General features: G+C 56.4%; 14 protein-coding genes. 9 read left to right on the top strand and 5 right to left on the bottom strand.

What is annotated here, in order from left to right; all coding sequences use genetic code 11:
* Positions 1–101 precede the first annotated feature (101 nt).
* Genes AB4Y44_RS01265 through AB4Y44_RS01240 form a run of 6 tightly spaced genes read left to right on the top strand, consistent with a single transcriptional unit; the run spans position 102 to position 13,450 of the window.
* Complete coding sequence (locus AB4Y44_RS01265) at positions 102–2,009, top strand: hypothetical protein (protein ID WP_368698486.1); 1,908 nt, start codon at positions 102–104, stop codon at positions 2,007–2,009.
* The gene (locus AB4Y44_RS01260) at positions 2,006–3,559 is read left to right on the top strand and encodes a hypothetical protein (protein WP_368698485.1); all 1,554 of its coding nucleotides are present in this window, start codon (positions 2,006–2,008) and stop codon (positions 3,557–3,559) included. Before AB4Y44_RS01265 ends, AB4Y44_RS01260 begins: the two co-directional genes overlap by 4 nt.
* Positions 3,553–8,961 carry an FtsK/SpoIIIE domain-containing protein gene (locus AB4Y44_RS01255; protein WP_368698484.1) on the top strand — a complete coding sequence of 1,803 codons (5,409 nt, stop codon included), beginning with the start codon at positions 3,553–3,555 and terminating at the stop codon, positions 8,959–8,961. Before AB4Y44_RS01260 ends, AB4Y44_RS01255 begins: the two co-directional genes overlap by 7 nt.
* A 53-nt stretch (positions 8,962–9,014) precedes the next feature.
* The gene (locus AB4Y44_RS01250) at positions 9,015–10,586 is read left to right on the top strand and encodes a DEAD/DEAH box helicase (RefSeq protein WP_368698483.1); all 1,572 of its coding nucleotides are present in this window, start codon (positions 9,015–9,017) and stop codon (positions 10,584–10,586) included.
* Positions 10,587–10,594: 8 nt separating this feature from the next.
* Complete coding sequence (locus AB4Y44_RS01245) at positions 10,595–12,364, top strand: ATP-binding protein (RefSeq protein ID WP_368698482.1); 1,770 nt, start codon at positions 10,595–10,597, stop codon at positions 12,362–12,364.
* A 3-nt stretch (positions 12,365–12,367) separates the two neighbouring features.
* Entirely contained in the window at positions 12,368–13,450 is a 1,083-nt protein-coding gene (locus AB4Y44_RS01240; RefSeq protein ID WP_368698481.1) for a hypothetical protein, read from the top strand.
* A gap of 1 nt (position 13,451) precedes the next feature.
* On the opposite strand, the gene AB4Y44_RS01235 is transcribed toward AB4Y44_RS01240, so the two are convergent.
* The 5 genes from AB4Y44_RS01235 to AB4Y44_RS01215 all read right to left on the bottom strand — a co-directional run bounded on the left by AB4Y44_RS01235 (position 13,452) and on the right by AB4Y44_RS01215 (position 21,785).
* Positions 13,452–14,294: a hypothetical protein gene (locus AB4Y44_RS01235; protein ID WP_368698480.1), complete on the bottom strand. Its 843-nt coding sequence runs from the start codon at positions 14,292–14,294 to the stop codon at positions 13,452–13,454.
* Positions 14,287–17,622 carry an ATP-binding protein gene (locus tag AB4Y44_RS01230; RefSeq protein ID WP_368698479.1) on the bottom strand — a complete coding sequence of 1,112 codons (3,336 nt, stop codon included), beginning with the start codon at positions 17,620–17,622 and terminating at the stop codon, positions 14,287–14,289. Before AB4Y44_RS01230 ends, AB4Y44_RS01235 begins: the two co-directional genes overlap by 8 nt.
* A complete protein-coding gene (locus AB4Y44_RS01225; RefSeq protein WP_368698478.1) occupies positions 17,615–18,541 on the bottom strand; it encodes a DUF4007 family protein in 927 nt (308 codons plus the stop codon). Before AB4Y44_RS01225 ends, AB4Y44_RS01230 begins: the two co-directional genes overlap by 8 nt.
* 382 nt (positions 18,542–18,923) lie before the next feature.
* Positions 18,924–20,348 (bottom strand): tyrosine-type recombinase/integrase, encoded by a 1,425-nt coding sequence (locus AB4Y44_RS01220; protein ID WP_368698477.1) that lies wholly within the window; start codon positions 20,346–20,348, stop codon positions 18,924–18,926.
* Positions 20,349–20,420: 72 nt separating this feature from the next.
* On the bottom strand, positions 20,421–21,785 hold the full coding sequence (locus AB4Y44_RS01215; protein WP_368698476.1) for a tyrosine-type recombinase/integrase: 1,365 nt from the start codon (positions 21,783–21,785) through the stop codon (positions 20,421–20,423).
* 1,633 nt (positions 21,786–23,418) lie between these two features.
* Between AB4Y44_RS01215 and AB4Y44_RS01210 the strand changes: the two genes are divergently transcribed.
* The 3 genes from AB4Y44_RS01210 (at position 23,419) to AB4Y44_RS01200 (ending at position 24,977) form a co-directional block, all read left to right on the top strand.
* Positions 23,419–23,772 carry a helix-turn-helix domain-containing protein gene (locus tag AB4Y44_RS01210; RefSeq protein WP_368698475.1) on the top strand — a complete coding sequence of 118 codons (354 nt, stop codon included), beginning with the start codon at positions 23,419–23,421 and terminating at the stop codon, positions 23,770–23,772.
* A gap of 94 nt (positions 23,773–23,866) precedes the next feature.
* Positions 23,867–24,091 (top strand): SymE family type I addiction module toxin, encoded by a 225-nt coding sequence (locus tag AB4Y44_RS01205; protein ID WP_368698474.1) that lies wholly within the window; start codon positions 23,867–23,869, stop codon positions 24,089–24,091.
* 202 nt (positions 24,092–24,293) lie between these two features.
* Positions 24,294–24,977 (top strand): GntR family transcriptional regulator, encoded by a 684-nt coding sequence (locus AB4Y44_RS01200; RefSeq protein ID WP_368698473.1) that lies wholly within the window; start codon positions 24,294–24,296, stop codon positions 24,975–24,977.
* Positions 24,978–25,022 lie beyond the last annotated feature (45 nt).

The raw sequence follows: 25,022 nt of genomic DNA, 5'->3' as shown, positions 1-25,022 counted from the left end.
GGTCGACATTTACAACTTCTACCCAGTCGCGCTCATGGCTCGATGGCAGCACGAGCGCGTCAATATCCGGCATTGCGTCGAATAACCTGAGGGAGACCAACGTGATTGATTCTGAACAGCAGGGGGATGCGAGCTCGTACGCACTGCCTTCAGCAGCCTGGGTTCGGTTTCTTCGAAGCTATGGGCCGACACCGAACAACTTAACGATGTTCGATGAGTACGTGTCAGGTGCGCTCGCAAGGGCCAAAGTACAACCCATCGGCTTGTCGACACCGTTGCTGGACGCGATGGTGGAGCATGTCGCTTCCAAGGTTCCAGGTTCTATCTTGATCGCTGGTACTGCAGGCGACGGCAAAACCTATCACTGTCGCGCGTTGTGGACGCGATTGGGAGGCGATCCGAAAGAGTGGTCGAGCAAGGGCAACATCAAGGAGCTCAGACTTGCGGACGGTCGTCTAGCTGTTTTTATAAAGGACCTCTCCGAATTTAACGGCGAGGAGAGCGATCTGCCGTTGCAGCGGCTTGAAAAGTCTGTACTGGGGAGCGACGACTCCGAGGTGGTTATCCTGGCTGCAAACCACGGCCAATTGCTCGACCGCTTGCGTGATTTGGGAAAGCGGCAAGACCGCATACACCCGCTTCGCAAGCCCCTGCAAGAGCGATTTTTGCAGGCGGGTCCGTCACCCCATCGGCTCGCTGTATTCGACCTTAGCCGCACAACTAGTCGGAAGACGCTCGAAGAAGTCGCCAAAGCGGTAGCGGGTCACCCCGAGTGGGAGAATTGCAAGCGTTGCTCGCTCAAGGCAGCAGGTAAGGTCTGCCCTATCGATGAAAACCGTCGTAGGCTCCTCGGTGAATCCGATGGGGGGCAGCTTGCACGCCGTTTAGGTGATTTGATCGAGATCGCGCGGCTCAACGGCCTTCATCTTCCAGTTCGCGACCTGCTTGCTCTGTGCTCTAACATGGTCTTGGGCTACTCCGACGCTAAAGATGCCAAGGAGAACCTGATGACCTGTGCGGATGTGGCCAAAATCGTAGATGGCGGCAACATCGGCAAAGCGAGTATCTACGCCAATGCATTCGGGGCAAATTTGCCGAAGCGGAGAGCTTCTGATCGCCCCGTCTTCAAGGCAATGGCCAGCTTCGGCGTAGGCGAGGAAACCACCAACGCCGCTGACGGCCTTCTAGTTTACGGAAAGGACGATTCTCGGCTTCAGGCCGACTTTGATCGGCTAGTTGGTGGCGACCAAGTCTACGGAGCAACTCCAAACTTTCGTGCTGCCCAAAACGCTTATTTGGAGGGTTACGAGGGTGCTCGCCTTGAAGGCGGCTCCTCCGAGTTCTTGGAAATGCTTGAGGCCCAGCGCCGCCGGCTCTATTTCACCGTGCCGGACATGGAGGCCGGCTATCCCCGCTGGTCCATGACCGCTTTCCACTTCGCTGGCGACTACTTGGACATGATCGAATCGTTGAAGTCTAAGAAACCAGTCAGCGAAACGATCCGTGGGCGCATCGCCAAAGGGCTTAATCGCGTCATGACCGGCTTGCTGTTGGAAAATGTCGACCGTATCTTCATTGCCAGCTCCGGAGGCTTCACGCAAAGCCGCGTTAGCGTGCTCTGCGACCATGAGACGCCATCCCGCCGGCAGGGCGGGGTAGGCATGGCAATCAAGCTCGACGAAGGGACTGGCCGCCCGCAACTCGATGTTTCGCTCTCGCCCGGTCCAGGCAATTCCGTTGCATTTGACCTCACTCCTATCCGTCACGAGTTCCTGTCGCTTGTAGCAGCCGGTGCATTGCCAGCGAGCTTCTCCAATGAGTGCCTCGAAGATCTGTTGGCATTTAAGGCCAAATTGCTCCGAAAGGCGGAGATTGTTCGCAACGCAAGACTCGCCGGCGACGACGACGAAGTCGGTGGGGAGGCATCCGCGCTCACGCTGAATTTCATTGACATCGAACCGGGAGGCCGTGGCTTCGCTCGTCCCGTAACTGTGAGAGCCCCAGCATGAGCGAGATCATCAAGCGCCCAGAGATCAAGAGCGTCGATTTTTGCGTCGACGAGAACATCTGGGGCCACCGCCTATACGACGAGCAGCTTCCGCATTTGACTGTGCTTGAGTTTTTGGGCGTGCTCGGTTCGAACCTGGGCAAGCCTCTACGCCCTCAAGAAGGTTTGGGTGGCGCGGTCAAATTTCAACCGCAACGTCAAATCCGGCTGCGCGGCCTGCTCTTCAACAACCCTTACGTCGAATCCATTGCCGAAAGTGCTCTGCCAGACGCGGAGAAATGGAAGCAGTGGTTTGAGAAGTTTGACCAGGGCAAGACGGGTAACGGCGACGACGACATGGTCTACCTGCGTCACTCGTTCTCAAACTTTGACGATTTTGCCAAGGCCATCGAGCTGTTGCGCTCCTCCTCATTCGAGTCCCGTAGCAACAAGCGTTGGAGTTCGAAGTTCGTCTTTCCCTTCGGTCCCGATGCCCTCTACGAGGACTTGGAAATTGACTCGCGCGGCAAGATGAGTAACGACCGCCGCTTTTTCGCGCGCACTGGCGAGTTGCTCTATCTAATGCTCACGCGAGCGAAACGGGGAGCGGAGCTCGGCGACACCTTGGCGAGGCGCCTATTTGACCGCGAGGCTCCAATGAATCGACTCGCGCGTGCACTGCAAGGTGCACCTCAGCTAGCCGACGACCCGCGGTCTTCCGGCTATTTGCCCGAGGTTGCTAACGCACGGTTTGACCGAATTTGTGAAGACTGGCTATCCATTCTCGGCAGGGACATGCCGATCTACGATGCCTTGGAGCACCTAATTGCCATCTCTGGCCTGAATATGCTCCTTTACTTCCTGGAGCGGGCCAAGCGGATTGCGCGCGACGATGATCCCGTTGAGATCGTCTGCGAAATCGTTTCGAAGGAGCGCACGAAGGTTAGAGCACTCTCGGGGGATAGCTACCAGTTCAACCAGGGGTTGCCCGCTAAGGCAGTGCGCGCATATGTCGAGTCCATTCGGCAGGACCCACTCTGGAACGACGCGGGCTCGAATGAATTCCCAGAGGCTGAGCGAGTGAAGCTTATGCGCGAACGCTTCCAGTGGCCGTCACTAGATGGGGGCGACGACGAGGACTACACCGGAAAGAGTCCAGACTCCCTCGTCGGGGATCTCGTTGAGCTCGCACTCGCACGACACGAACAGCACGTCGGAAAGATTCACGCGTCTTGGTCGCGCGCGATCGGACTCAGTTCGCGACGGCTATCTCGCCGAACACGGTACGCGCCCAATGACAGGTTGCTCAAGTCGATTGTGGTCGCCATTGTCGAAGATCGCATGCAATTTGATGAGTTTCTTGCCGAAGCCAAGCGGCGCTATGGTCTAGTGTTGGGTGACGCAGAAGGTGTGCGCTTGGTCGATGCCAAGCTGGTTGACCAAGAGGAGCTCAGCGAGAATCGAGACAACCTCGAAGCCAGACTTGTTGGATTGGGTCTGGTCCGTAGGCTTTCTGATTCCTGCTCGTTTGTTGAAAATCCGTTCGCGTTCAAGGGAGAGGCGGAATGCTGACCGATCGCATTATTGGGCGCGTCGGCGCAGACATTCTCGCCAAGCGCATTTCGAATCCGGACCAACCGGGTGATTCGGCGGCGCTCTTTCGGCTTGACAAGCTCTCGGCTGGCCAAATCGCCGCAGTGGCGCGGGCAGTCTTGGCCAATCCCGACCTGCTCGCGCGCGTTGAGCTTATGATCCCGGAGGCGTTGGTCGAAAGCCAAGGCCTCCCAGCAGAGATCCTGATCTCACACAACGCAGGGTACGTGCGCAACAACGCTGTGACTTCCAAGGCGGCGATTCTTACCGCCAATGGGAACGAACACAACCTTGCAGACACATTAGGCCATGTAATGGCCATTGGCGCCAAAGAGATGCGCGCCAACCCCGAGCCGTGGGTGGAGGCTGCGTTGTATGCGGGCGGCCTTTCGCCGGTCCCGGACGACCGCGCAGTATTTCATGCTGCGATTGGCGGACTGCTTTCCTCCTCCGAGCTTTCGCTTGTCCAGCTTGGCGAGTTTTGTTCCGACCTTGTCGAAGCCATGTCTATCCGCGGCTTGGCCATCCGCGACGCAGTCGGTTTCGCCCTGCCTCGAGTGGGGCTCCCTAGGGATAGCTCTTTTTTCTCGAACGCCAAGACGTTCGGGATGCAACGCAAGCCGTGGCAGAAGGCCTTCATCAAACTTTTCATGCAGCGTGCTCCACTGCTCAAGAAGCTACGGCAGAACGGCCAGTTGCTCGACGCTGAAGAGCTTTTAGAGCGCATCAAAGCTAACGAGTCGGATATTACCGATGGCGCGCGGCAGGCCTTGGAGGAATTCGCAGCCGCTCCCGCCGGCGATCAAGAGGCGGCCACGACACTGGCGCAATTCGAATGGGAAGGTGACGGCGTTTACTTGGCCTTCGACAAGCCCAAGGAAAAGCAGTTTGGTTTGGCAGACTCTACGATCCGGTTTTTCGACCACGATTGCGATCAGGAGAATTCCCTCGATGCAGAGAGCCGCGCACTCCTGGATGATCTGAAATCGCGTGAACGCCGTTCTGACTTTAATGAGGAAGACGAGGAGTTCTTCGTCAAGCATCGCCGATTGCTCGAGCAAGACGCGAAGCTCTGTGCACGTTGGGAAAAGGCCTTGTATGGCAAACCCATCGAGTGCAATGACTTCTTTGACGGCTTTGCACGCGTGGTCAATAGCCTACATGCGGGCCTGCGTGATCCAGAGGGTGAGCGCATCTTGCGCTTTACTGTCACAAAAGGGCGTAAGGAGTGGCGCGAGCGCTTCAACTACGACGCTGGAACGTACTTCTCAGCGATGTACCGTGGCTTGAAGGAGCTGATGGGTTCCAGGGCGGATTGGAAGGTCGAGCGCCTTGGCAACGCGAATTTGCCCGACCCGCTCTTTGACTACGAAGCCTTTTTCGCCAAGGAAAAGGAACTGCGCAACGACAAGAAGAACAAGATTCGACCGAACGCCTCGCTTTCACGGGCAGCGTTGCAGATCAAGTTCGATGTCGCGTTGGTGCAGATCGCGAACGGTAAAGAAACGATCTTGGCCAAGACCCAACTCCTGTGGAGCTACAAGCCGACGTCGATAGGCTTATCGATGGTTGCTGACATGCGCCGCCTCCTTGAGAAGGGTGGCGTCGGTTGCACCGAGGTTTCCCGCAGGCTCGTGAGCAAGAAAGGCGGCGTCCAGAACGTATCGCTGCTCGACACCGGGACCCTGGAGGCTACTTATTCGACAGACGCCGGTTCGCTAGTCCCCGCGGCCAACAAGCTGCGCAGCCTTCGGCAGGATATAAAAGGGCGAATCAAGGAGCTTTCGGAGGATGGCCGGATCACGCCACAGCAACGCGACGAGATTCGAGGCGCGTGGGACGAGTTCGAAGGCCAGTACATCAAGGGGATGGAGGACTTCGTCTCCACTGGCGTCCATGGTGAGGCCGTTATGCGCCAGGCGGAGTCCTTTGGCGCACTGCTGACGTCCTTGATGGCTCATGCACGCGGCGACGTTTGCCGTGCGCGCTTGGTCTCCGAGGTCCTCTCGGTCGGTACGGTCCGCGTGGCTGGCGACAATCCGGCGTTGATCATCCCTCCGTGGCATCCTGAGCGCATGAAGGCGCTGGCGGTGAAGTCCCGGCGCGTGGCTGGCTTTGCTACTCACCTGCTGTCAAGCGACAGCATCCTCTATGGCGACCGCGAAATCTTCATGCGGGAGCTCTCCGACGAGATTGCACACCCGTTTTATCCCGAGATCGCTATCCTCAAGCGCACGAGTACCTCAGCGCTCGTCTCAGAAAGCAGCACGGTCAACGGCTATAGTCTTTTGGAGTCGCCCACACGCGGTACTGAAGACGCGATGACCGATGTCGAGCCAGCCGCCGCCGCAAAGCAAGCACGTGAGCTTTTGGAGCGCTACGTCGGATTGCAGCCGCATGAGGCTTCCAATCTGAGCGTAGTGCTCTACAACGCCGATGCCGCGGAGTTGCCACTTGCGACTGTACGGGAGCTGTCGTCGATTCAAGCCGATGGAAAGCTCCAATGCAGCGTGTCGGTGCGCCACTCGGATCCGGCAAAGCTTCGAAGCGTTTATGGCGAGCTGGTGAACAAGGCTGGCGATGATCCTGACCTGCCAGTGGTTAGCGAGACGAGCGACAATTTCATCTCGAAGTTGCGCATTTCCGTAACTCCGATCTCGGCTACACCCGGTGAAAGTGAGCAGGGATTTAAAGCCTTCGACGTGGCTTTCTTGCATGACGTGGTCGCCCGTGCGGCGCAGTCGGAATGGCTCCCTGTTCCTTGGACCAACGACCGTCCCAACTTGGATCATGCCCCATCGCGATGGTCCTATCGTAGTGTCTCGGGCGAGAACGAACTCAAATCGACGACATTTTTGACATGCCCTTGGCAGACCGCGTCGGGCTGGGCTTATGTCTCCGCCGTTGCAGCTGTCGACCGCGAAACTGATGCTTCGCCCGACGAGAGATACCTGCCCGCGCGTCGTATCTCGCTTCAAAGCGCTGCCTTGGCTGGCATGATCAAGGACGCGCACGATCTAGCAGAATGGGTGGCGACCTACGATGAGCTGCTCGATAAACGTCAGCTCCAACACAATGACATTACGGTGGTGCGCTACCGTCGTGGCTCGACTAACGGCCGCAACATGATCGTCAGCTCGACCTCTGAGCTACGGCTACTCGGCGTGCTTGTGCGCCGTCGCTTGGAAGAGCTAAATCTGCAGCTCGATCCCGAACAACTTGAGGCTGCCGTCGCCAAGGCGAAGCGCGATGCGCTTTCTGTCTCCGGTGACATTGTGCTTCGCGCGGCTAAGCGCGGTGTCTCTGCAGGCGAAATGATCGGCTTGGTCCTCAGCCGCTACTTGCTCGCGGAGGAGTTCAAGGCTTCCGCCGCTGGTAGTCAAGTACTGACTGCGTACTTCCTGCTCGACGACTACGCGAGTTGGCTGTCGCAACCTGAAAGTCGCATCGCCGACATCCTCGCGCTGAATGTCGAGGAGCGAGACGATGGAATCCGTGTCGTTATTTCGATCGTCGAGTCGAAGTATGTTGGGGCAGACGGATTGGCTAAGGCCCGCCGTGACTCTAAGGACCAACTCTTGGCAACGCTGGGCATGTTCCGCGAGGCCCTGTTCGGCGACCCGGGTCGCCTCGATCGCGACGTGTGGCTCGCTCGCTTGGCGGATATGCTTATCGACGCCGATATCCCACCTGGCATGACGGATCTGATGGAGCGGGCGAGGGCGAAGCTGCGTGAAGGCGACGTGGAGATTTCTCTCCGCGGCTACTCGCAGGTCTATGTTCATACCTCGGATGCAGGCTCCGCATCTGCCTCCGACCAAGAGCTGCTCGACGACGCTGAAGGCGTGCAAGCTTGGCAGGAGGTTTTTGACAGACATGATCTTCGAAAGCTTGGCGAGGCCTATGCGAAGGGGGACGGCGGATTCGAGGCTCGGGCTGGACTTGGGCCCCATCAACCATGGGCTGGGCACGATTTCAAGAAGCCAGCTGCTCGGGTACCGTGGCTCGCGGCGATAGGACAGCTGGCCAGCGGCCCCGCGGAGTCGTCCGAGGATGAGGTTTCAATCGTTGTTTCGGATGCCGGCGGACTGAGCCAATCGGGTGACCCGACGACCGAGCACGAGACGTTCGCGCAAGATCAGGCCGAAGTGTCAAAAATCGTTGATGCATCGGCGCCAGCCTTAGTCCCTGCGGTGCCTATCGATCTTGGCGCATCGCTTTCTGCTCTGGTGGCTGCCAAATTCGCGGGCGGAGCACAAGCGGACGCCGAGCGAGAGGCTTGGGCAGAAGAGGTGAAAAAGAAGCTGAAGGCAGCGCTGAATAGCTATGGTCTGCAGGCTGCGATTCTGGGTGTGCGCTTGACGCCCAATGGCTGCTTAGTTCGATTGGCAGGTTCAGACAGGATGCGTGTCGAGGATATCGAGAACAAGCGCACGCAGTTACTGACTACTCACGCGATCAACTTAGTGACGGTTCAGCCGAAACCAGGCGAGATAGTGGTGACCGTCGCCGGAGCGAAGAGGCAGGCGGTGTCGCTGTGGGAGTTGTGGTCCCGCCGCGAACTCAATCGCAACGTCGCTGGTATCAACACTTCGTTTCTGTTGGGGCTTCAGGAAATCAACGGAGCGCTGCTGTATTTGAACCTCGGTTCCGAATTCGGCGGCCTCTCGTCGCATGAGCCGCATTCGCTGGTGGCCGGCGCGACCGGCAGTGGCAAGTCAGTGCTCATCCAAGCTCTTATCTTGGACATCGCCGCGACCAACTCAAAAGAGCTGGCCCAGATTCTTTTGATCGATCCCAAGATGGGGGTGGACTACGCACCACTCGCGGACTTGCCGCACATGCGCGACGAGATCGTGACTACCAAGGATAAGGCCGCAGAGGTGCTCGGGGCTTTGGTCCAAGAAATGGAGGACCGGTACCGGGCATTTGCCAAGGCCCGCGCGCGCGACTTGCCGACCTATAACGCAAAGGTCTCCGCCGAAGAGCGGCTGCCGATGGTCTTTTTGGTCCATGACGAGTTCGCTGACTGGATGTTGGACGATACCTACAAGGCGGCGGTGGGGGCGGCGGTTCAGCGCCTAGGCGTTAAGGCTCGCGCGGCGGGGATCCATCTAATATTCGCCGCACAGCGACCCGACAAGGACGTTATGCCGATGCAGCTTCGCGAGAATCTGGGTAATCGGCTGATTCTTAAGGTGTCTAGTGAGGCAACCTCCAAAATTGCACTTGATCGACCCGGGGCAGAGCTTTTACTCGGCCGGGGGCACTTGGCGGCGAAGTTGAATGGCGAGCAAGGTCTTATATTCGCACAGGCACCTTTTCTGTCCGATGACGATATTGCTGAAGCAGTGAATGCAATCCAATTGGACAATCAATAAATGCACAAAGTATGGTCGGCGAATAAGGGCTTTGTAGATCGAAAGGGACGTCAGTGACGAAAAAACTTCTTGAGCATCTGGCTCGGAGTGCGCCTGAATTATTAAGGCCCCTACTAGGGGCAGAGGCAATTTCTTTAATCGAGAGGGTGGGAAGCGAGGCGTTAACTCAAAGGGGACTGGCTTACATGATTGTCAGTCGACTGGGGGAGAACCGTGTGTTGCGTGATCCGCAGGTTCGTGGTCTCGTGTTCGACACTCTCGAAGCCTCCGAGGCAGACAACCTAGTTGAGCTTCTGGAGCTTCCGCCTATCGCTGCGCGCATGACACTCAATCATGCAAACTTCGATACTGATATCCAGAGGCTTCACGTGCTGGAGCAATGGTACGGGATCGCCAGTCGAGATCCGGGGCAGTCCCCGCAAGATCGAGAAGGGTCGCGGAAGGTAAGCGCTAGGAACATACTTCGCCCGGACCAGCTCAATGCCTATCGAGAACTCCGACGCATTATTGGGAAACCACCTGCATGTGCTTTGGTGCACATGCCCGTTGGCGCTGGAAAGCTGCGGTTGGTATCGACGGCAATTTTGGATATGTTTCGGTCCGAGCCGGACGGGCGGGTCATCGTGTGGTTTGCACCGGGCGAAGCGCTGTGTGAGGAAGCCTTTCGAGAGTTGACGGAGATATGGGAGCAACTGGGCTCACGAGACGTTACCATTTATCGACTGTACGGCAATCGGCCGATACGTGACTTGGAAGGGTTGGAGAATTGCATTGTTATCGCCGATATCGTTACCTTTGATGAACAAGCGCCCGGATTGGAGACCTTGGGTTCAAAGGCCAGCGTTATCGTTTTAGCGGATGCCGAGAATGTGAAGCACTCCTCGGTGAGTGCAATCGTTGAGAAAATGTCTGCTAGTGGTGCGACGAGTGTCGTAGGGATTCTTGCATCGCCAACCCAGATATTGGACTTTGATGGCCCTCAGTCAAGCCTGAAGCGCATATTCAACGATTCCTGTGTGGCGATTAATGGCAGTGGCTCAATTGGGTATCTAGGTGTTTCTGGCGGAATAAGGGCCGTTACGGGCGAGCTGTTCGAGCTGAGCGCAGAATGCTCGGAGAATGAAGAGCCACTTGCCCTTAATTTTGATCCCGAATACTTGGATAGACTAAGTAAAGACGTCGAGCGCAATCAATCTTTGTTGAAGTTGCTTGTCAAAGAGTCTAAAGGGTTGGGGCGACTTGTCTTTTTTGCTACGACTGCTGAACACGCAAAATTGTTTGTAGGATTTTTGGCTCTTTATGGTGTAGATGCGGTATCTATTACGGCTGAAGAGTCGATGGAATACAGGAAAATTGCAATTCAAAAATTCAATGCGCGGGAGCAAGCCAAGGTGTTATGCGTGCACGGGTTTCTTCTGTCGGGTAATTTGGTTCCGAATCTCTCCACTGCTATTATTGCTGTGCCCACGTTATCGAAGGCGGTTTTTCTATCTATGGTGGGTCGCTTATTGGATGTGCAGGATATAGAGGCAAATCAATTGCGATTGATTGTTGTAGCTGATTCTGTCCCGGACGGTGAGGCGTTAGTTAAAAATTTGACTGTATTGAGCGGTTTTGGCATTTAAGGAAATTTATGACATTTCTAATCATTCCGCAAAATCTCTCAATCTCCGCAATGCGCAGCTCGGGATATCGTGATACTGCACACGCTCTCGCGGAGCTAATCGATAACTCCATTCAAGCCGGCGAGGAGATCGGCGGCAGGACGGAGGTAGAGGTAATCTGTGTTGACGAGGCTACAAACGGGAACCGACGCCAAATAGCTCGCATGGCAGTTTATGACAATGCGGCTGGAATGACTCAGGACGTCCTTCGGAAGGCACTTCAGTTCGGGAACGGTACACGTTTGGACCCTAAGCTCCAGAAGGGCATAGGGAAGTTTGGGATGGGGTTGCCTAATTCGTCCATCTCGCAGTGCAAACGGGTCGACGTTTATACATGGACTAAAGGCGTCGTCTACCATGCGTATCTGGACGTTGAGCAGATTAGGGCTGGCGAGATGACCGAGGTGCCCGTTCCCGAGCTCGCTGTAATTCCAACGGAGTGGCTTACGCTCATTGCTGGGGAAGTGGAGGAGCACGGAACTCTCGTCGTTTGGAGCAAATTGGATCGCGTTTCTTGGAAACAGAGCGCTACGCTTTTGCGCCATACGGAATTTATTACCGGACGCGTTCATCGTCACTTCATTAGCAGAAAGTCTGTGCGCATACGCCTCGCAGCATACGAATGCAAGGGGACGGAATATTCGTCGCTGTTCGAGAGTTTTGTCCGTCCCAACGATCCGCTCTACCTGATGCCGGGGTCGAACGCTCCGCAACCGTTTGATCAGAAGCCTGCCTTCACGCCGTTTGGTGAGGATCTAGTTTTGTTGATCGGTCATGATGGCGTGGAACACCCGGTGACGATTCGCGCTGCAATTTGTAAACCGGAAGCGCGTCGTGAAGGGGGATCAAAGCCAATTGGACATCACGCGGCAAAAAATCAGGGTATCTCGGTGGTGCGCTCCGGGCGCGAGCTTGAGCTAAACAATAGCTTTATCAACTCGTACGATTCCCGTGAACGGTGGTGGGGTGTTGAAGTTCAGTTTGGGCCTGGCTTGGATGACGTTTTCGGAGTTACAAACAATAAGCAGTCTGCAACGGGCTTCATGCGCTTGAGTTCAGAGGAGGACGCACAGGCCGAGGGAATGACTGAGAGAAAGTACCTTGAGATGCTCGAGCTGGACCGAGACCCACGACTTCCGATGTATCGAATTAGCCGGGAGATTGAGAAACTCCTAAAGGCGATGCGAAGTCAAGTCGCAAAAATGCGGGAGGGCGATCGCATCCAAAATCAGAGGGAGCGTGCGGAAAGCAAAGCCGAGCAGGCAGCGACTGATTCAGTGGCTCGTCGCCGTGACCGACTAGGCGATACCGGTAGAAGTGACAAGGAGGAGCAAAGGCCTGAGAGTGAACGGGCTGATGCTCTCACCCCAGACATCATTGAAGACGGTGTGGATGGGGCGAAAGCGCATGACATCGCTGTCGACTATGTAAGTAAGAAGATAAAATTTCGATTTAGGCATGCAGATACACCAGGTCTGACAATATTTGATGTAAACACTGCCGGTGGTGTGATTTTGGTAACACTCAATACCCGGCATCCTGCTCATGGCCGCATTTTCAAGGCGCTGCAGGGTGAGGACGATGCGCAAAGCCAAGCTGCAAAGGAAGTGCTTTCACTAATCGCAGCTTGGGCCCGCCTAGAAGATGAAGCCCCTAGCGAGAAGGCGCGCTTAACAATCGAAGATACTCGCTTGCAGTGGGGGCGAGTGGCCTGGGATTTCTTTGAGATTGAGGACTGAGGCATGGGCGGACGGGAAGCTATAAGAGGCTTTGCGGTGCAAGCGCTCATATGCCTGCTTGACTCTTTACAGCTTGAAAATTCGAGTTGGAAAGTCGTCGTTATTGAACCTGACTCATCGAATGACAAAGTTGACATCCGCTGGGAGTATTCGGATGGCAAGATCCGAGTCCAACAGATCAAATCGTCAAAAAACCAGATCGGCCGCGGAGACGTCGTGTCTTGGTGTAAAGAGCTCGAAGCGTCAGGACCGGCGGATAGCTATCAACTGATACTTGCAGGGCCTATTGCGGCAGCAGTCCTTGATGATGCCCCGTTCGGCCAGGTTGAGGTGCCGGTTCCGAAGTCTATGGACACGCTGGCTTTGATTGAGCAGGCTATTACAAAGGTCGATCGGTACTTAAGCGCAAAGGGAATTGCTCCGCTGTCGCTACCCATTCGGGAGTCTTTGATCTACATAGTGACTGCTCGTCTTTTGGACGGTGCAGTTCGAGGGCATAGACTATCGCGAGACGAGTTTGACGGCTGGTTACTCCGATGGATCGCGGCGGCGTATCCGGAAGCGGTCGAACAAAGAATGTCCGCGAACTGTGCGGTCCTTTGGAGTTCGGTCGAATTCGCGAGCCCTGCAACAATAAGCCAGCGTGCCTTTGAGCTGAATTTGCCGCTCACGGTGATCAATGGCGGTGCGTCCACCGCAGTTGTGGAGTTCTTCTTGCTCCGGGTATGTTCCAGTAATCGCGAGATGCGATATAGGCCGGCTCTTGTATTGCCGGACGTAGGGGGGCAATTTCGCGAACGAAGATCGCAGGGAAGGCCATTTGGAGAGTTCGCTGTGCCCCCGCAATCATCCATTCAAATGTGCGTGCTTTTCACGCCGATTGACGGAGTTGCTTATAAAACCGACGAATGGCCACGTGAAAAGCACCATATCGAGTTGTACGTCAAATATGGTGCTCAACGAGCAATGGCTTCCGTGAAAAGGGCACCGGTGCAAATCGGTATAGAGGAAACTTCTGTGCTAGGAACGAACAACTCCAGACAAGTTGCACTATCCGCTATGGACGCGTATTTGGATCTGCTTTGAACTACTTGTGGCAGATGTTGCAAGACCCATTACCTTCGTCCTCGCCATAGACATCGTCGATGTCTTCGGGGCATGCCCTCACGGGCCGTAACGGGTTGATGGGAATGCTCCTGCGCATCCGCTCTCGACGGACCTCGTATTCCGCTTTGATTGCAGCTATACGCTCGGGCTCCTCCATGTCAGATAGCGATTCGCCCTTCGACCAAGTGAAGGGCGCCCCGTGTTCCAACGCATCCTTCTCAAGGGCTTTCGCATCTTCATAAGCTCGAGGGTGTTTGTCCTTCAGGCGCACCCACTCGATCTTCTGCTGAAAGAAGCAGAACGTGCAGCCGCTGCGTGAGCGCCACTCGTAGTACTTCGGATAACCGACACCGGAATTCTCCAGGATGTCGATCACCGCCGGCTTGTCGATGCCAGCCTCACGAAAGGGCAATTTCACAAACAAATTGTCGGCCTTGGCTGCATAGCCTTCGCGATAGTCTTCGTCCGCGCGGATGGCCACGTACGAAGTGACCTTGTCGCCGGCTGCCAGCCAAGGTTTTACCCAGTCCTCGAATGGCGCAAGCTTCAACTTTCGCGTACACCAGCGGCTTTGTGGGTTGGGTAGAAAGTGATTGTATTGACGCAGCCAGAAGCGAAAGTCGCGGCCGGGGTTGAGCCTAGCAATTGGCTTTCCTAGATAGCCCTCGAGCTTGCCGAGGAACTCATGAACCTCAGGTAGCTCCTCGCCGGTATCGGTGAAGAAATAATCGATATCCAGCTCGGGGTGTCGGTCGCGCATGTAGACCGCGAGCGCGGCGCTGTCTTTCCCACCGGAAATCCCTAGTACATGACGCTCAGCCATTGGCAACCTCTTTGTCAACAGACGCCAGCGTCATTCCGGCCTTGGCCAGTATGGCTAGCAATACTTCAGTTCCCAACCCTTGGCGCTCCAGCATCGAGACGACCTCATCGGCCTTGGACTCGACGATCTGCCGATGACGATCCGAAATCGCAAATGAGCGCGAGATCGTCTTGGTGTTCGCTCCGGCACCGATGACTACAGCGATGGCCTCGCTGTGTGCCTCTCGGCCTTGGACCGTCACGAACGCCTCAGCTTCGCGGAAACGCCGGGCAAATTTTGCCAGTTCCAAGTTCGCGGCGTCGATGTGCCTGTCGACCCAGTCGCGGGGAGGCTTCTCTGCAGCTAAACTAAGGATGCCCTCAAGAGAGACTCTGGCGCCATCGAAATTGGCGAGGCGGGTCGCAAACGCATCCAATCTCAGATCGCCGGAAATGCCGGAGACTGCATGAGCGCGCTGGCGTAGCGTTTCTAGATCATCCGGCCGTGCGTCAAGCGCCTCGAGCATCTTGCTCTCGACCTCGGCGAGCATTTTTCCATATGAGCCGGCGACTTCTTGCAGCGGTGCTCTAAGCGCTTTTACGTAGGATTTGCCGTCGGCAGCGTTGAGCAGCGACGCTAGGTCGACAAACAATACCTTGTGGGGATCGTTGGCCTTCAATAGCATATCGCGCATGGCCTTGGCCGTGTCACCCAAGCGTTGTGTTCTTCGAGCCCACTCTGGCAGGTTGAAGACCATGGCCACCAATCCGCGTGCTGCTTCGAGTGGATCGGCCGCGTCCGTAGTCTCGCCAACCTCTGCTAACAGCTGTGAAATGCCACTGAGGATTTGATTTTTATCCTCGTCGATAGCCACCCAACGCAGCGAGAAACGATCCGGGTCCTGCAGGCATTCGTCGATGTCGAAATCGGTGAGCCGTGGCACAAACATTCCGTCCTTGTAGACGGCGATGTTGGCCTTGTGAGCAAGCATGAATGCGGTGAGGATCACCGGTTGGATGCCGTGCTTCATCCCGAAGGGAGGTGCGCTCCACAATGCATAGATTTCGTGAGCGCCCACCCGCGTGTTGCCGTCAGAAAAGAGCGCTCGGGCAGCGTCCCACAGTGGCTTGAATCCGTCCGCCGATCCATCGCACGGCGCGATGAACCGCCACACGCCAGAGGTGTCCTGGCGGTGCAGCTCTGTGCTCTTGAGTAGCGTCTCGTAAAGCCCGCGCTCGGCTGCGAAGCCTTCAAAGCCGAGAGCCTCTTGGCTTTCGGAGTCGATCATCGCATGAAGCAAATCGCGGCGGGCCTTCACGCTATTGCTCGAAACGCTATCGCGATTTACCAGCTCACTCCATACGGGCGGCGACGCGCTGAATAGTTCGTCAGCGAGTTGCGATGCCACTGGCGATAGCTTCGACCCGTGTTCCACAACGTGATCCGTCCCGTCGTGCCATTTCGCCAACGACACGGCGGCTTGGAGTTGGTCTTCCAGATTCGCCCGAGTTGCGGTCAACCGCGCATACACTTCGCGGCGAGCTACAGCGTCGCCGGACAGCTCGTGGCGCTCTTTCACCTGTTCCAATGCCACCAGCTCAGCAGAGAGCTCGGCGATACGGGTATGGTTATCCGGGATACCGACCAGCACGGGCCAAGGGCGGAGTTTCGAGCACGCTTGCGCGCGGACGCGGGCGGCGCGTGGACTCATGCCCTTGTCGGGCAGAGCTAGGATGAAGGCTCCGAACTCACCTTTTCGAGGGCGGAACTCGGCTGAGATTTTCTCGGCCTGCTCGATGCTGCACAGAGACAGCTCCATCCAGCGCATGGAACCCGTCTCGTGGTAGTGGCGCTTGGCGACTACCGGATGTAATCCCATGAGCTGCACAAGGCGCGCGTAGTCAACGCCAGGCGAGGCGGCAAGAGTCTGTGCGATGGCCGAGTCGATGTCGAAATCGCTGCCTTCGAAGACCGACCAGGCTCCGGTATAGCTCTTGTAAAGAGCGATTTTGAGAGCGGAGAGCTGTTGCAGCGCGTCGTCGAGTTCTTCTTGTGCCTTGTCGTAAAAGAGCACCTTGATGACGGCAGCGTCGGCGGCTAAGCCAGAACCGTTACGGAAGAGGTCGATGATCGCGATGTTCTTGATCAGACACACCAGCAGCGGATCACCCGACTTAGCCTCGGCCCGCTCGACAGCTTCGACCGCCTGCGACCAACGATGACCGTCAGGGGACGCGAGGATTGCAGGCTCAAGATTTGAGCGAAGGTAGTCCCAGTAGTCGCTGGGGCGATACCAAGTTGCTTCACTGACAGAGGTCGAGTTCAGATAGGAGCGAAAGCCATACGGCTCTACTGACGACAGGAAACCAAATGTACTGCGCTCGTTCTGTCCGAATTGACGTTTGGAGATTGGCCCAAGTAGTGCAGCCATGGCCGGATGAAGCGGCCAACAGCCGGCCAACGCGTTAGCAAGCCCTTGCCCTGCAGCGGGGCGGCGCGAGCGGATAGCGTCGGCGATCTCCTTTGACGCCTCGGCAATCCAGTCCGGCTGCCGATCGGCTTCGATCGCACGGCCGATAAGTTCTACAATTTCGTCGCTGGCAGCTACGAAAGGCAAGTCGACATAGCGACCCTGTACCTTAGCCCAATCTTCACGAGTATCGATGCCAAGCCGAGCGGAATACTGCGCGAAGGATTGATGCAGTACGCCGACGACCACCAAACGACCGTCTGAGCGTGCGGCGGCTTCGGCGAGTTCTTGGAAAAAATAAACATCATCCCCCGAACCTAACGCTGAGGCTTCCAGGAATTTTCCCATCTCGTCGATGAGGACCAGCACACCGTCATGTGGACGGCTCTGCGCTTCCTCGAGCAATTCGGCGATAAGGGTTTGGCCGTTAGGCTTGTTGCGGCCGTCCACCGTCTTGCCCTGCGCTTGCCGAAGGGCTGCATTAAGTGCGGCGACGACGCTCCCGCGTCGTCCCACGGCTGGCACGATCAACCATCCTTTACGGACCGGGAAGGCCTTATCGAAGGCGGGCTTGGAGTTCAAGTGCAACGCTTCACGCGCTTTCACCCGGAGGTTCTTATCGGGATGTAGCGCACTCGCCAGCGCGACGGCCAGTGAGCTCTTGCCTCCGCCAAAGGGGCCGGTCCAGGTAAAACTGCGTTGGTTGGTCCCCGAGAGTTGCACGCACATGCTATCGACTACGGCGCCAGCAGTGGCGTGGCAGATGTAGCCGGACAAGGCGTCTACACGTCCAATGTCGGCGTCGACGCGGATAGAGCGCTGATATTGGCGCGAAATTTGGACGATGTCCGACAGAGCCACTTGCTTTTTGTCAGTCATAGGCGCGTCTGATCATGTTTTTGTGGTTGTCCTTCGTCAGGTCCTTTCGGTGGACTTGGCGAAGGCCGGCAGAGTCGGTCCACTCAAGTTTGCGATCGGTGAAGTCCGAGAGCGCGATCAGCCGTTGGGCGATCGACTCCTCGTCAAGTTTGAAAACGCGACCGGGGGAGCCATCAGCGTAAGCAATGGTCTCAAAGGCTAGGGAGCTTTGCCCACCCGCTTCGCGGTTCCAGAAATCGACTAAGGCGTAGGCAAAGATGCCGTCATGCAAGGAAGCTTTAGGGCCGCGCCGAAACGCATATTGGCCCTTGTGAATCTCTTGCAGCAGACCTAGCTCGCCTAGCAATGGTTCGGCGAAATCCTCTGGCGATCCCCCAGCCGCACGCGGCGCATAGCTACGTAGACATGTCTCCAAGTCTCTAGACAGCGTCGACGCTGAAAGGCGGTGCTTGGGGTCGAGTTGGCGCGCATAGCGCGCCAACGGCTCTTCAAGCTCCTGGCGCGTAAACGAGGGAGCTGTTACGTGATTGAACAACCAATACCAAGTCGTCGAGCGATAGCATCGACCAGCGAGTTGCCAATGTGCAAGCCATGCCGATGACGGGTTCTCGGCGTAAGGATCAAGCCCGCTGTCCTTAAGAATATCGTAGGCAAGACTGCTCATTCTGAAATGATCGCCCGATTCAGACATGACACCGCAAGCTAACGCCCAATGCCGAATCGAGGCCACCATGTTTTTGCCAACCCCAAAGGTCGCAATAGCGTCGCCATCGGTGAAGACGGTCTTGCTAATTTGGCCGTCGATTGCTTCATGGCAAACCTTCTTGAGCCACATCTGACGCAAAGGAAACGTCTCGTGGCCAGAGAAGTGAGCGGGCGTGGTTTTGGGAGCGCTGTGGTCGGGCATCATGCTCGTCATTTTAGCCGAACTGGTGGAATCCACCAGTTCGGTAAGGTTGCAGAGGGGATAGGTCTTTTAAATTGTTGCTGAAATTCAGTAGTTAATCTCTTCGGGAGGCGCGTCGATTCGTTCAAGCGCCAATGCTGACAAAAAAATTGGGGCGCGTGAAGTGCCGCAACTGGAGAAGTTGTCAGGCGCTCCGCGAGCATTCGGCGTGCTCAAGCGAATCTCGATTTGTTTTGGCACTGCCATGCGCAACTAACGGACGGGGCTGTGGCGCAGGTGAGATCGGTGAGAGCAGCTGCCATGCAGTTCTGTTGGGTGCCGGCGCGAGCTCATGCAAGAAACGTCGAGACGATCTCGTGAAAATCGCGGCGGCTCGTTTTGGCCACAGACTGCGTTAATGCGCCTTGGATTTATGGTTGAGTCTATCGGCGTAGTGCGCAACTGCAAACGCGTGAGCTAAATAGCGGAGAAGCTTCGCGACAGCTAAGTAGGAGAGTGGGTGGGCACTATTGTCGGAATCACCGCTACCGATATCAGCGCCGGATAGGAACGCTTCAAGCAGATTTTGGCCGTGGAGGCCTTCGGTGACGTGGATCGTCGCGGCCTTCATGTCTCCGGCTTCCTCATTCTTCCTTTCAAGTCCCGTTTTCAGTAGGTCGAGATAGTTAGCCCAAGCCTGCATCATTTTGACTCGGTCCTCAAGGAATCTCGTCCGGTTGTAAGCAGTGCCAAGAATATCCGGCACTCGATGTGCAAGTTGATGCTCTATGACTTCCGCCGGAAAGCGAAGGCGCTCATGAAGAATCGTTCTCGCCATAGCGCGAAAGCCATGGCCCGTGATCTCGGTTTTTGTGTCAAATCCTAGTCGCTGTAATGCGGCGTTTATTGCCGCTGCGCTCATTGGCTTCCTGCGATCTCGGCCAGGAAATACGAATCGCCAGTTTCCAGTGAGGTCATGCAACTTTCTCAGAATTCCCACAGCCTGAGTCGCGAGTGGGACAAGATGTTCCGTTTTCGTTTTCGATACGACGTAGCGCCACTCGCGACGATCCAGATCAAACTGTGACCATTCCGCCTGACGCAACTCCCCGGGGCGGACGAACAGCAGAGGCGCTAGACGCAATGCAGCGCCAACAACGAACGTGCCGGCGAATCCGTCTAGCGCCCGCAACATTTCACCCACTTTGTCAGGGTCGGTAAGGGCCGCGAAGTGCGTGTGTGTATTGGGCCGCAAAGCGCCGCGGAGATCAACGCTCACGTCGCGCATCGCCCGTCCAGTTGCAACCGCGTAACGGAAGATCTGCCCACAAGTCTGATGGAGCCGATGTGCGGTGTCGTTTGCGCCACGCAATTCGGCACGGCGCAACACTTCGAGAACCTCTGGCGCAGTTATCTCTGCGATCGGGCGCGGCCCCAGCAAGGGAAACGCATCTTTCATGAGGCGCCCCATAATTTTTTCCGAGTGGCTGTTGGTCCATCCTGGCGCTTGTCTCTCAAACCATTCCAGCGCAACGACCTTGAATGTATTTGCTGAGCTCAATTGGGCGAGTCGTTTTTTCTCCTTCTTGGCTTGGCTTGGGTCGATTCCATCAGCCAGCATGGCCCGTGCTTCGTCCCGCTTCCTGCGTGCGTGAGCTAGCGTTACGTCCGGATAAACACCAAACGACAGCCTTTTTTCGCGAGCATTGAATCGATACTTTAAGCGCCAGTATTTTCCGCCTGTGGGCACAACTTCAAGATACATACCGCGACCATCATAGATCCGGTATGTTTTTTCCCGTGGTGTTGCACGTCGAACTTCCAGATCGGTAAGAGGCATGATGGACCTCAATTTATGGCTGAACACTAACCCTTCGGTTGGTGTTCAGCCGATGTGCTTGTGCTTAGACCATCACTTTGACGGTCCGAACTCAATCTGTGCCTGCTCAAGCATCCAGGCCTCAATCTTGTCGTGCCATACACGTAGCAGGTCGAGAGGGCGGCGGCGATAGTGCTTCTCAGCAAGCGCGGACGGCTTATGCCCTTGGATTTGAGCGACGACACCGACCGGAACCTCGACCCACTCCGAAAGCGTGCCAAAGGAGCGGCGGAGGCCATGCAGGGAAAGGTGAGGCAAACCCGTCGGAGTCAACGCTCGATTGTGCGCATGACGCGGCTCAGCTATCTTGCCGTCCGCCGCGGTTTTGCTGACGAACACCCACTCGGAAGGCTCCCATCGTTCGCCCCTTTCTGAGAGCCGAGCGGCCTGGCGTCTATTTGGGGGCATCTCGTTGAGACGCTGAAGATGACGCAGTAGGCTCGCTAAGTATGGGGTGAGCGGAATAGTTCGACCACCTGTCCCTTCCACCTTGTCGTTCATCGTAAGACTCCTCCAGCGGAAGTCCACATCGTCCCAGCGCAATGCGGCTAGTTCCTCCCGGCGGGCTCCTGTGATCAGGAGGCCCTGCAGGTATGCGCTGATGACTGGGTTCGCAATGCCACGTATCGCGCTGAACCAAACAGAAAGCTGCTCCCGCTGTAGGCAGTCGTCTTTCGCGGCGCTGCGGGGGAGAATGCCTTTGACCTTCGGCGACGAATAGGCGTCGTGCGGAATGATTCCGGCATATGCCTCGTCACTGTCACACCATCGGATGAATGCCTTGAATAGACCAAAGGCATGACCGGCATTTGTCGGTCCCCGGGGTATCTCAGACTCGAGCCACTCCGACATCGACGTTGCCGTGATCTCGGTCAATCTCCGCGGCATGAGCGGCGCCAATGGCCCGCGCACCTTTTCTTTGCCGCCGCGTTTCGCAATACCGCCGCCAGGTGAGGAAAGGTTGATGTGATCGATGATGTATCGCTCGGACCGCGGCTTTTTCGTTTTGGGGGAGATCTTCGTTCGCAGATGCTCTAGATAATGCTCCCATGCTTCGCCGACAGTCACGTCCTGACGACGCTTCGCGGCCTGACGGGCTTCGTGTTCGGCCTTCTGCTCGGCCTCTCGCTCGCGCGGATCAACTCCGCCGTCGATAAGCGTCTGGAGATTGCGAGCGCGCTCCTGCGCCTTGTCGATCGTCCAGCTCCGCGGATCGCCGATAGTCATCCGGACCGTCGAGCCATGGATCTTCCCTTGATAGATGTAAGCCTTGGCTCCGCTAGGCGTGGCTCGCAAGCCGAGCCCGGGAGTTTTACTGTCCCAAAGAAATGACTGCGACTTACCCTCTTCGCAGCGATGCGCCTCTACACGAGCCGCAGTGAAGTTGACCTTCGCCACCCAACCTCCTTACCCATAAGTCGCCGATTCCATGTAACCGCCATGTAACCTGATTATGCGCCAACGGAGGAATTTCGATCAACAGGAATGAGAGGTGGGTTCAGAGAAATTCGTTTAAATTCATGTAATTGGTGATTTCGGTATGCGCTAATCCATCTGAATCAATGTCGACTTGTTCGCATTCGCAATGCGAAGGTCGTGAGTTCGATCCTCATCCGCCCCTTCGCGTGACAGTTTGATCAGGCCATGAAGCGCGTGGCTGGCACGCGCCGGTTCGCATTGCAGTCGAGTAGTCGAGTGGCATCCGCTCTCCCTCGTGCGTGGACAGCATCGGCGCGCTGGGGGACCACCTCTTTCGAAGACATTCCGCAACGCCCGATGGCATGGCGAAACCCGTCGTGCAACGCGACGCAATTGACGAGTGTCGAACCGCACGCAGCATCCGATGTCCTCCGAATCATAGATACCGTGTAGTCCTCCTTTTCGGACGTATCCGATTTCATGTCCACATTAGCGGCCTGACTATCACTGACGTCGCAAGGTACAGAGGGTCGTGTGAATTCGTTCATGCGCTTTACCTTGGGTGTATCTTCCGCGTGGTATGCATGACTTGGGAAAGGCTAAGAAAATTCTCTTTTGGGAAATCAAGTGAAGCGTGTCGTCCTATCGATCGTTTACCTGTCTGTCGGACTTCTATTGTCGTGGCAGTCAGCGTTGTGGTTCAGTAAATTGTCGCGGCAACTATCACTGCCACTATGTAGTACCAGTTGGCACGAGTGTTGGGATATCGAGCACTGCAAAGTGTCGGCGTGGGGCTACATAGTTATTGCCGCATTCGTTGTTGGGCCTGGCTTGCTGTGGGCTGTCGCTGGATTCAAAGAGGCTAATGCCGTTGCGTCCTCACGCGTCACCTCGATAGCCCTGCTCGCCACTTTCACGGTCCTTTATTACTTTGGTTTTTACGCCGCAGTGTGGCCTTAACAGTGGCACAGTTCGTCAGTTGATCATGGCTTGGAGGCAAAAGATATCTTCTCTTGGGGGCAATTGACAAGGTGTCTCGTTAGCCTTGTGGGGTTCGTCTCTGGATTCACCCTAACGTGGGTGTGTCTGCACGTTCTGAAGTATTTCCATTGGACTATGCACCCGAATGCTGTGGCTAGCGGTTGCCACGAACTCGGAAAATGCGCTGTCCCTTGGTGGATCTTGCCCTTTCTCATCACCTATCTACTGGGACCAGCGATTTCTCTTGCCATTCTAAATGCAGTAGCGTGGAAGAGATGGCCCGTACGCAAATGGACAGGTGGGACCTGCATTGTGATGGTGATGTCGATCACACTGTACGCGTTGGATTTCTTCGCATAACCGCATCGCTGGTTTTGACCACTGGGCTTCAGGGAACCTGCCACGTAGAGGGCGAGCCGGCAGTGACGGGAGCCATACTCACAGTGTGCTTTCATTCAAGAGCGCATCTTCGGTTCGGCGCACATCATCGATCTGTCTTGAGTCAAATAACCATAAGAAGTAAATTTAGATAAGCAAAATCCAGTACTTCGTACTCCGATGCTATATAGAATGACATAACCATCCCTATATATTCGGTGTTGGAAAATGCGCTTTTCCGCGAGGCCCAAACATGAAAGATGAACAATTCTTCCGCGAGCTCGGGGAGCGCATTGCCAGCGCGCGCAAGGCGCACGGCCTGACCCAACAGCAATTGGCCGACGCACTCGGCATCGCCCAGCAAACGCTTGCTCACTATGAAGGCGGGCGCTCACGCGTTCCGGCGTCCATGTTGCCCATGATAGCGGAGCTGTTGATGCTCACTGTCGATGAGTTGTTGGGCAAGCCGCTCGGCATGCCGGTTGCAGGCTACAGATCAATGTCCCGCCTACAACGTCAAATCGCCGCAATCGAACAACTACCCAAACCCAAACAGCAGTTCGTCTCACAAATGTTGGACACCGTGCTCGCCCAAGCACGGAGGTAGAAGGAGTCTCAATGCAGTAAACGAAGCGCGGGCCGTGAGTGTTACCAGCACTCACGGCCCGCTAACCAAAACCAACTCGACGAAGGAGTTGACCATGGCTGACGCCAATCTTAATGCATTGCACGCCCATCCCGAGCGCCGCGTAACCATCCAGCAGTCCTGGCGGTACCGCAAGTACAGTTCTCGGGCAAGAAATGACCCACCGCTTTACCCCTGGCTCAAGCTATCTGGCCGATGGCTCGAAGTCGCAGGCTTTGAAGCAGGCCAGCGCGTCCGAATCACGGTAGAAGACAAAAGGCTGGTGATCACCCCGGACTGATCCGCCCGTCAGACAAAGCCCGCACCCCACAAAGAAGGCCACGAACCCACAAGGTTCGTGGCCTTCACGACTTCAACAGCCCACTCCTAAATCTTTTTTGAAAGACTGGATCCAAAAATCCATTTAGAGTAATCTGCCCCAACGACTCAGCAACCGCAATGGCATCCTTCCGCACCGCACAAAACGGATCAAGCGCACAAAAATGCCTGCCACCAGCGTCCGCAACACCGCCGGCCTAGCCTTAACCGCCGAGGAAGAGGCCTACCGCTTCCTTCTGGAAGCCATCATCGAAGGCCGCTACGCGGCAGGCCAGCGTATCGTCGCCGAAACTGTTGCCGAAGAACTCTCAATGAGCCGCATGCCAGTGCGAGCGGCACTAAAAAGACTTCAAACCGAAGGCCTGATCATCCAGCGCCCCAACCGCGGCGCAATCGTCCGCGGCCTGACCGTAGAAGAAGTCCAGGACATCTTCGACATGCGCATCGCGCTCGAATGCCTGGCCATGCGCGTCGCCGCCCCCCGTTGCACCGAAGCGCATCTCACGAAGCTCCAACGCCTGCTGGAAGACATGGACACCTGCGTAGGCGACACCGACACCTGGGTCCAACGCCACTGTGCGTTCCACGAATACTTGTGCGAAATCAGCGGCCGCACGCGCCTCTACCAGCAGATTCACTCGCTCTACACGCTGATCGAAGGCCCCATGCGTCTGTGGATCGAGCAAGCCACCTTCAGACGCAAATGCGCACGCGACGCCCACCAGATCCTCATCGACGCGCTACGCACCCGCGACCCCGCGCAAGCCGAGCAGGCGCTGCGCGAGCACCTCGAATCAACCGTTCCCCAGATCATCAAGTTCCTCGAATCGCCCGCGTCACGAGCGTAACGCGTCGGCGTCCTAACTGTCGTCGTTTCTCACGCAGCTTACATT

The organism is Paraburkholderia sp. BR10937 (genome assembly GCF_040965695.1).
In the GTDB taxonomy this organism is placed as follows: Bacteria; Pseudomonadota; Gammaproteobacteria; order Burkholderiales; family Burkholderiaceae; genus Paraburkholderia.
This window is presented reverse-complemented; position numbering and strand designations above follow the sequence as displayed.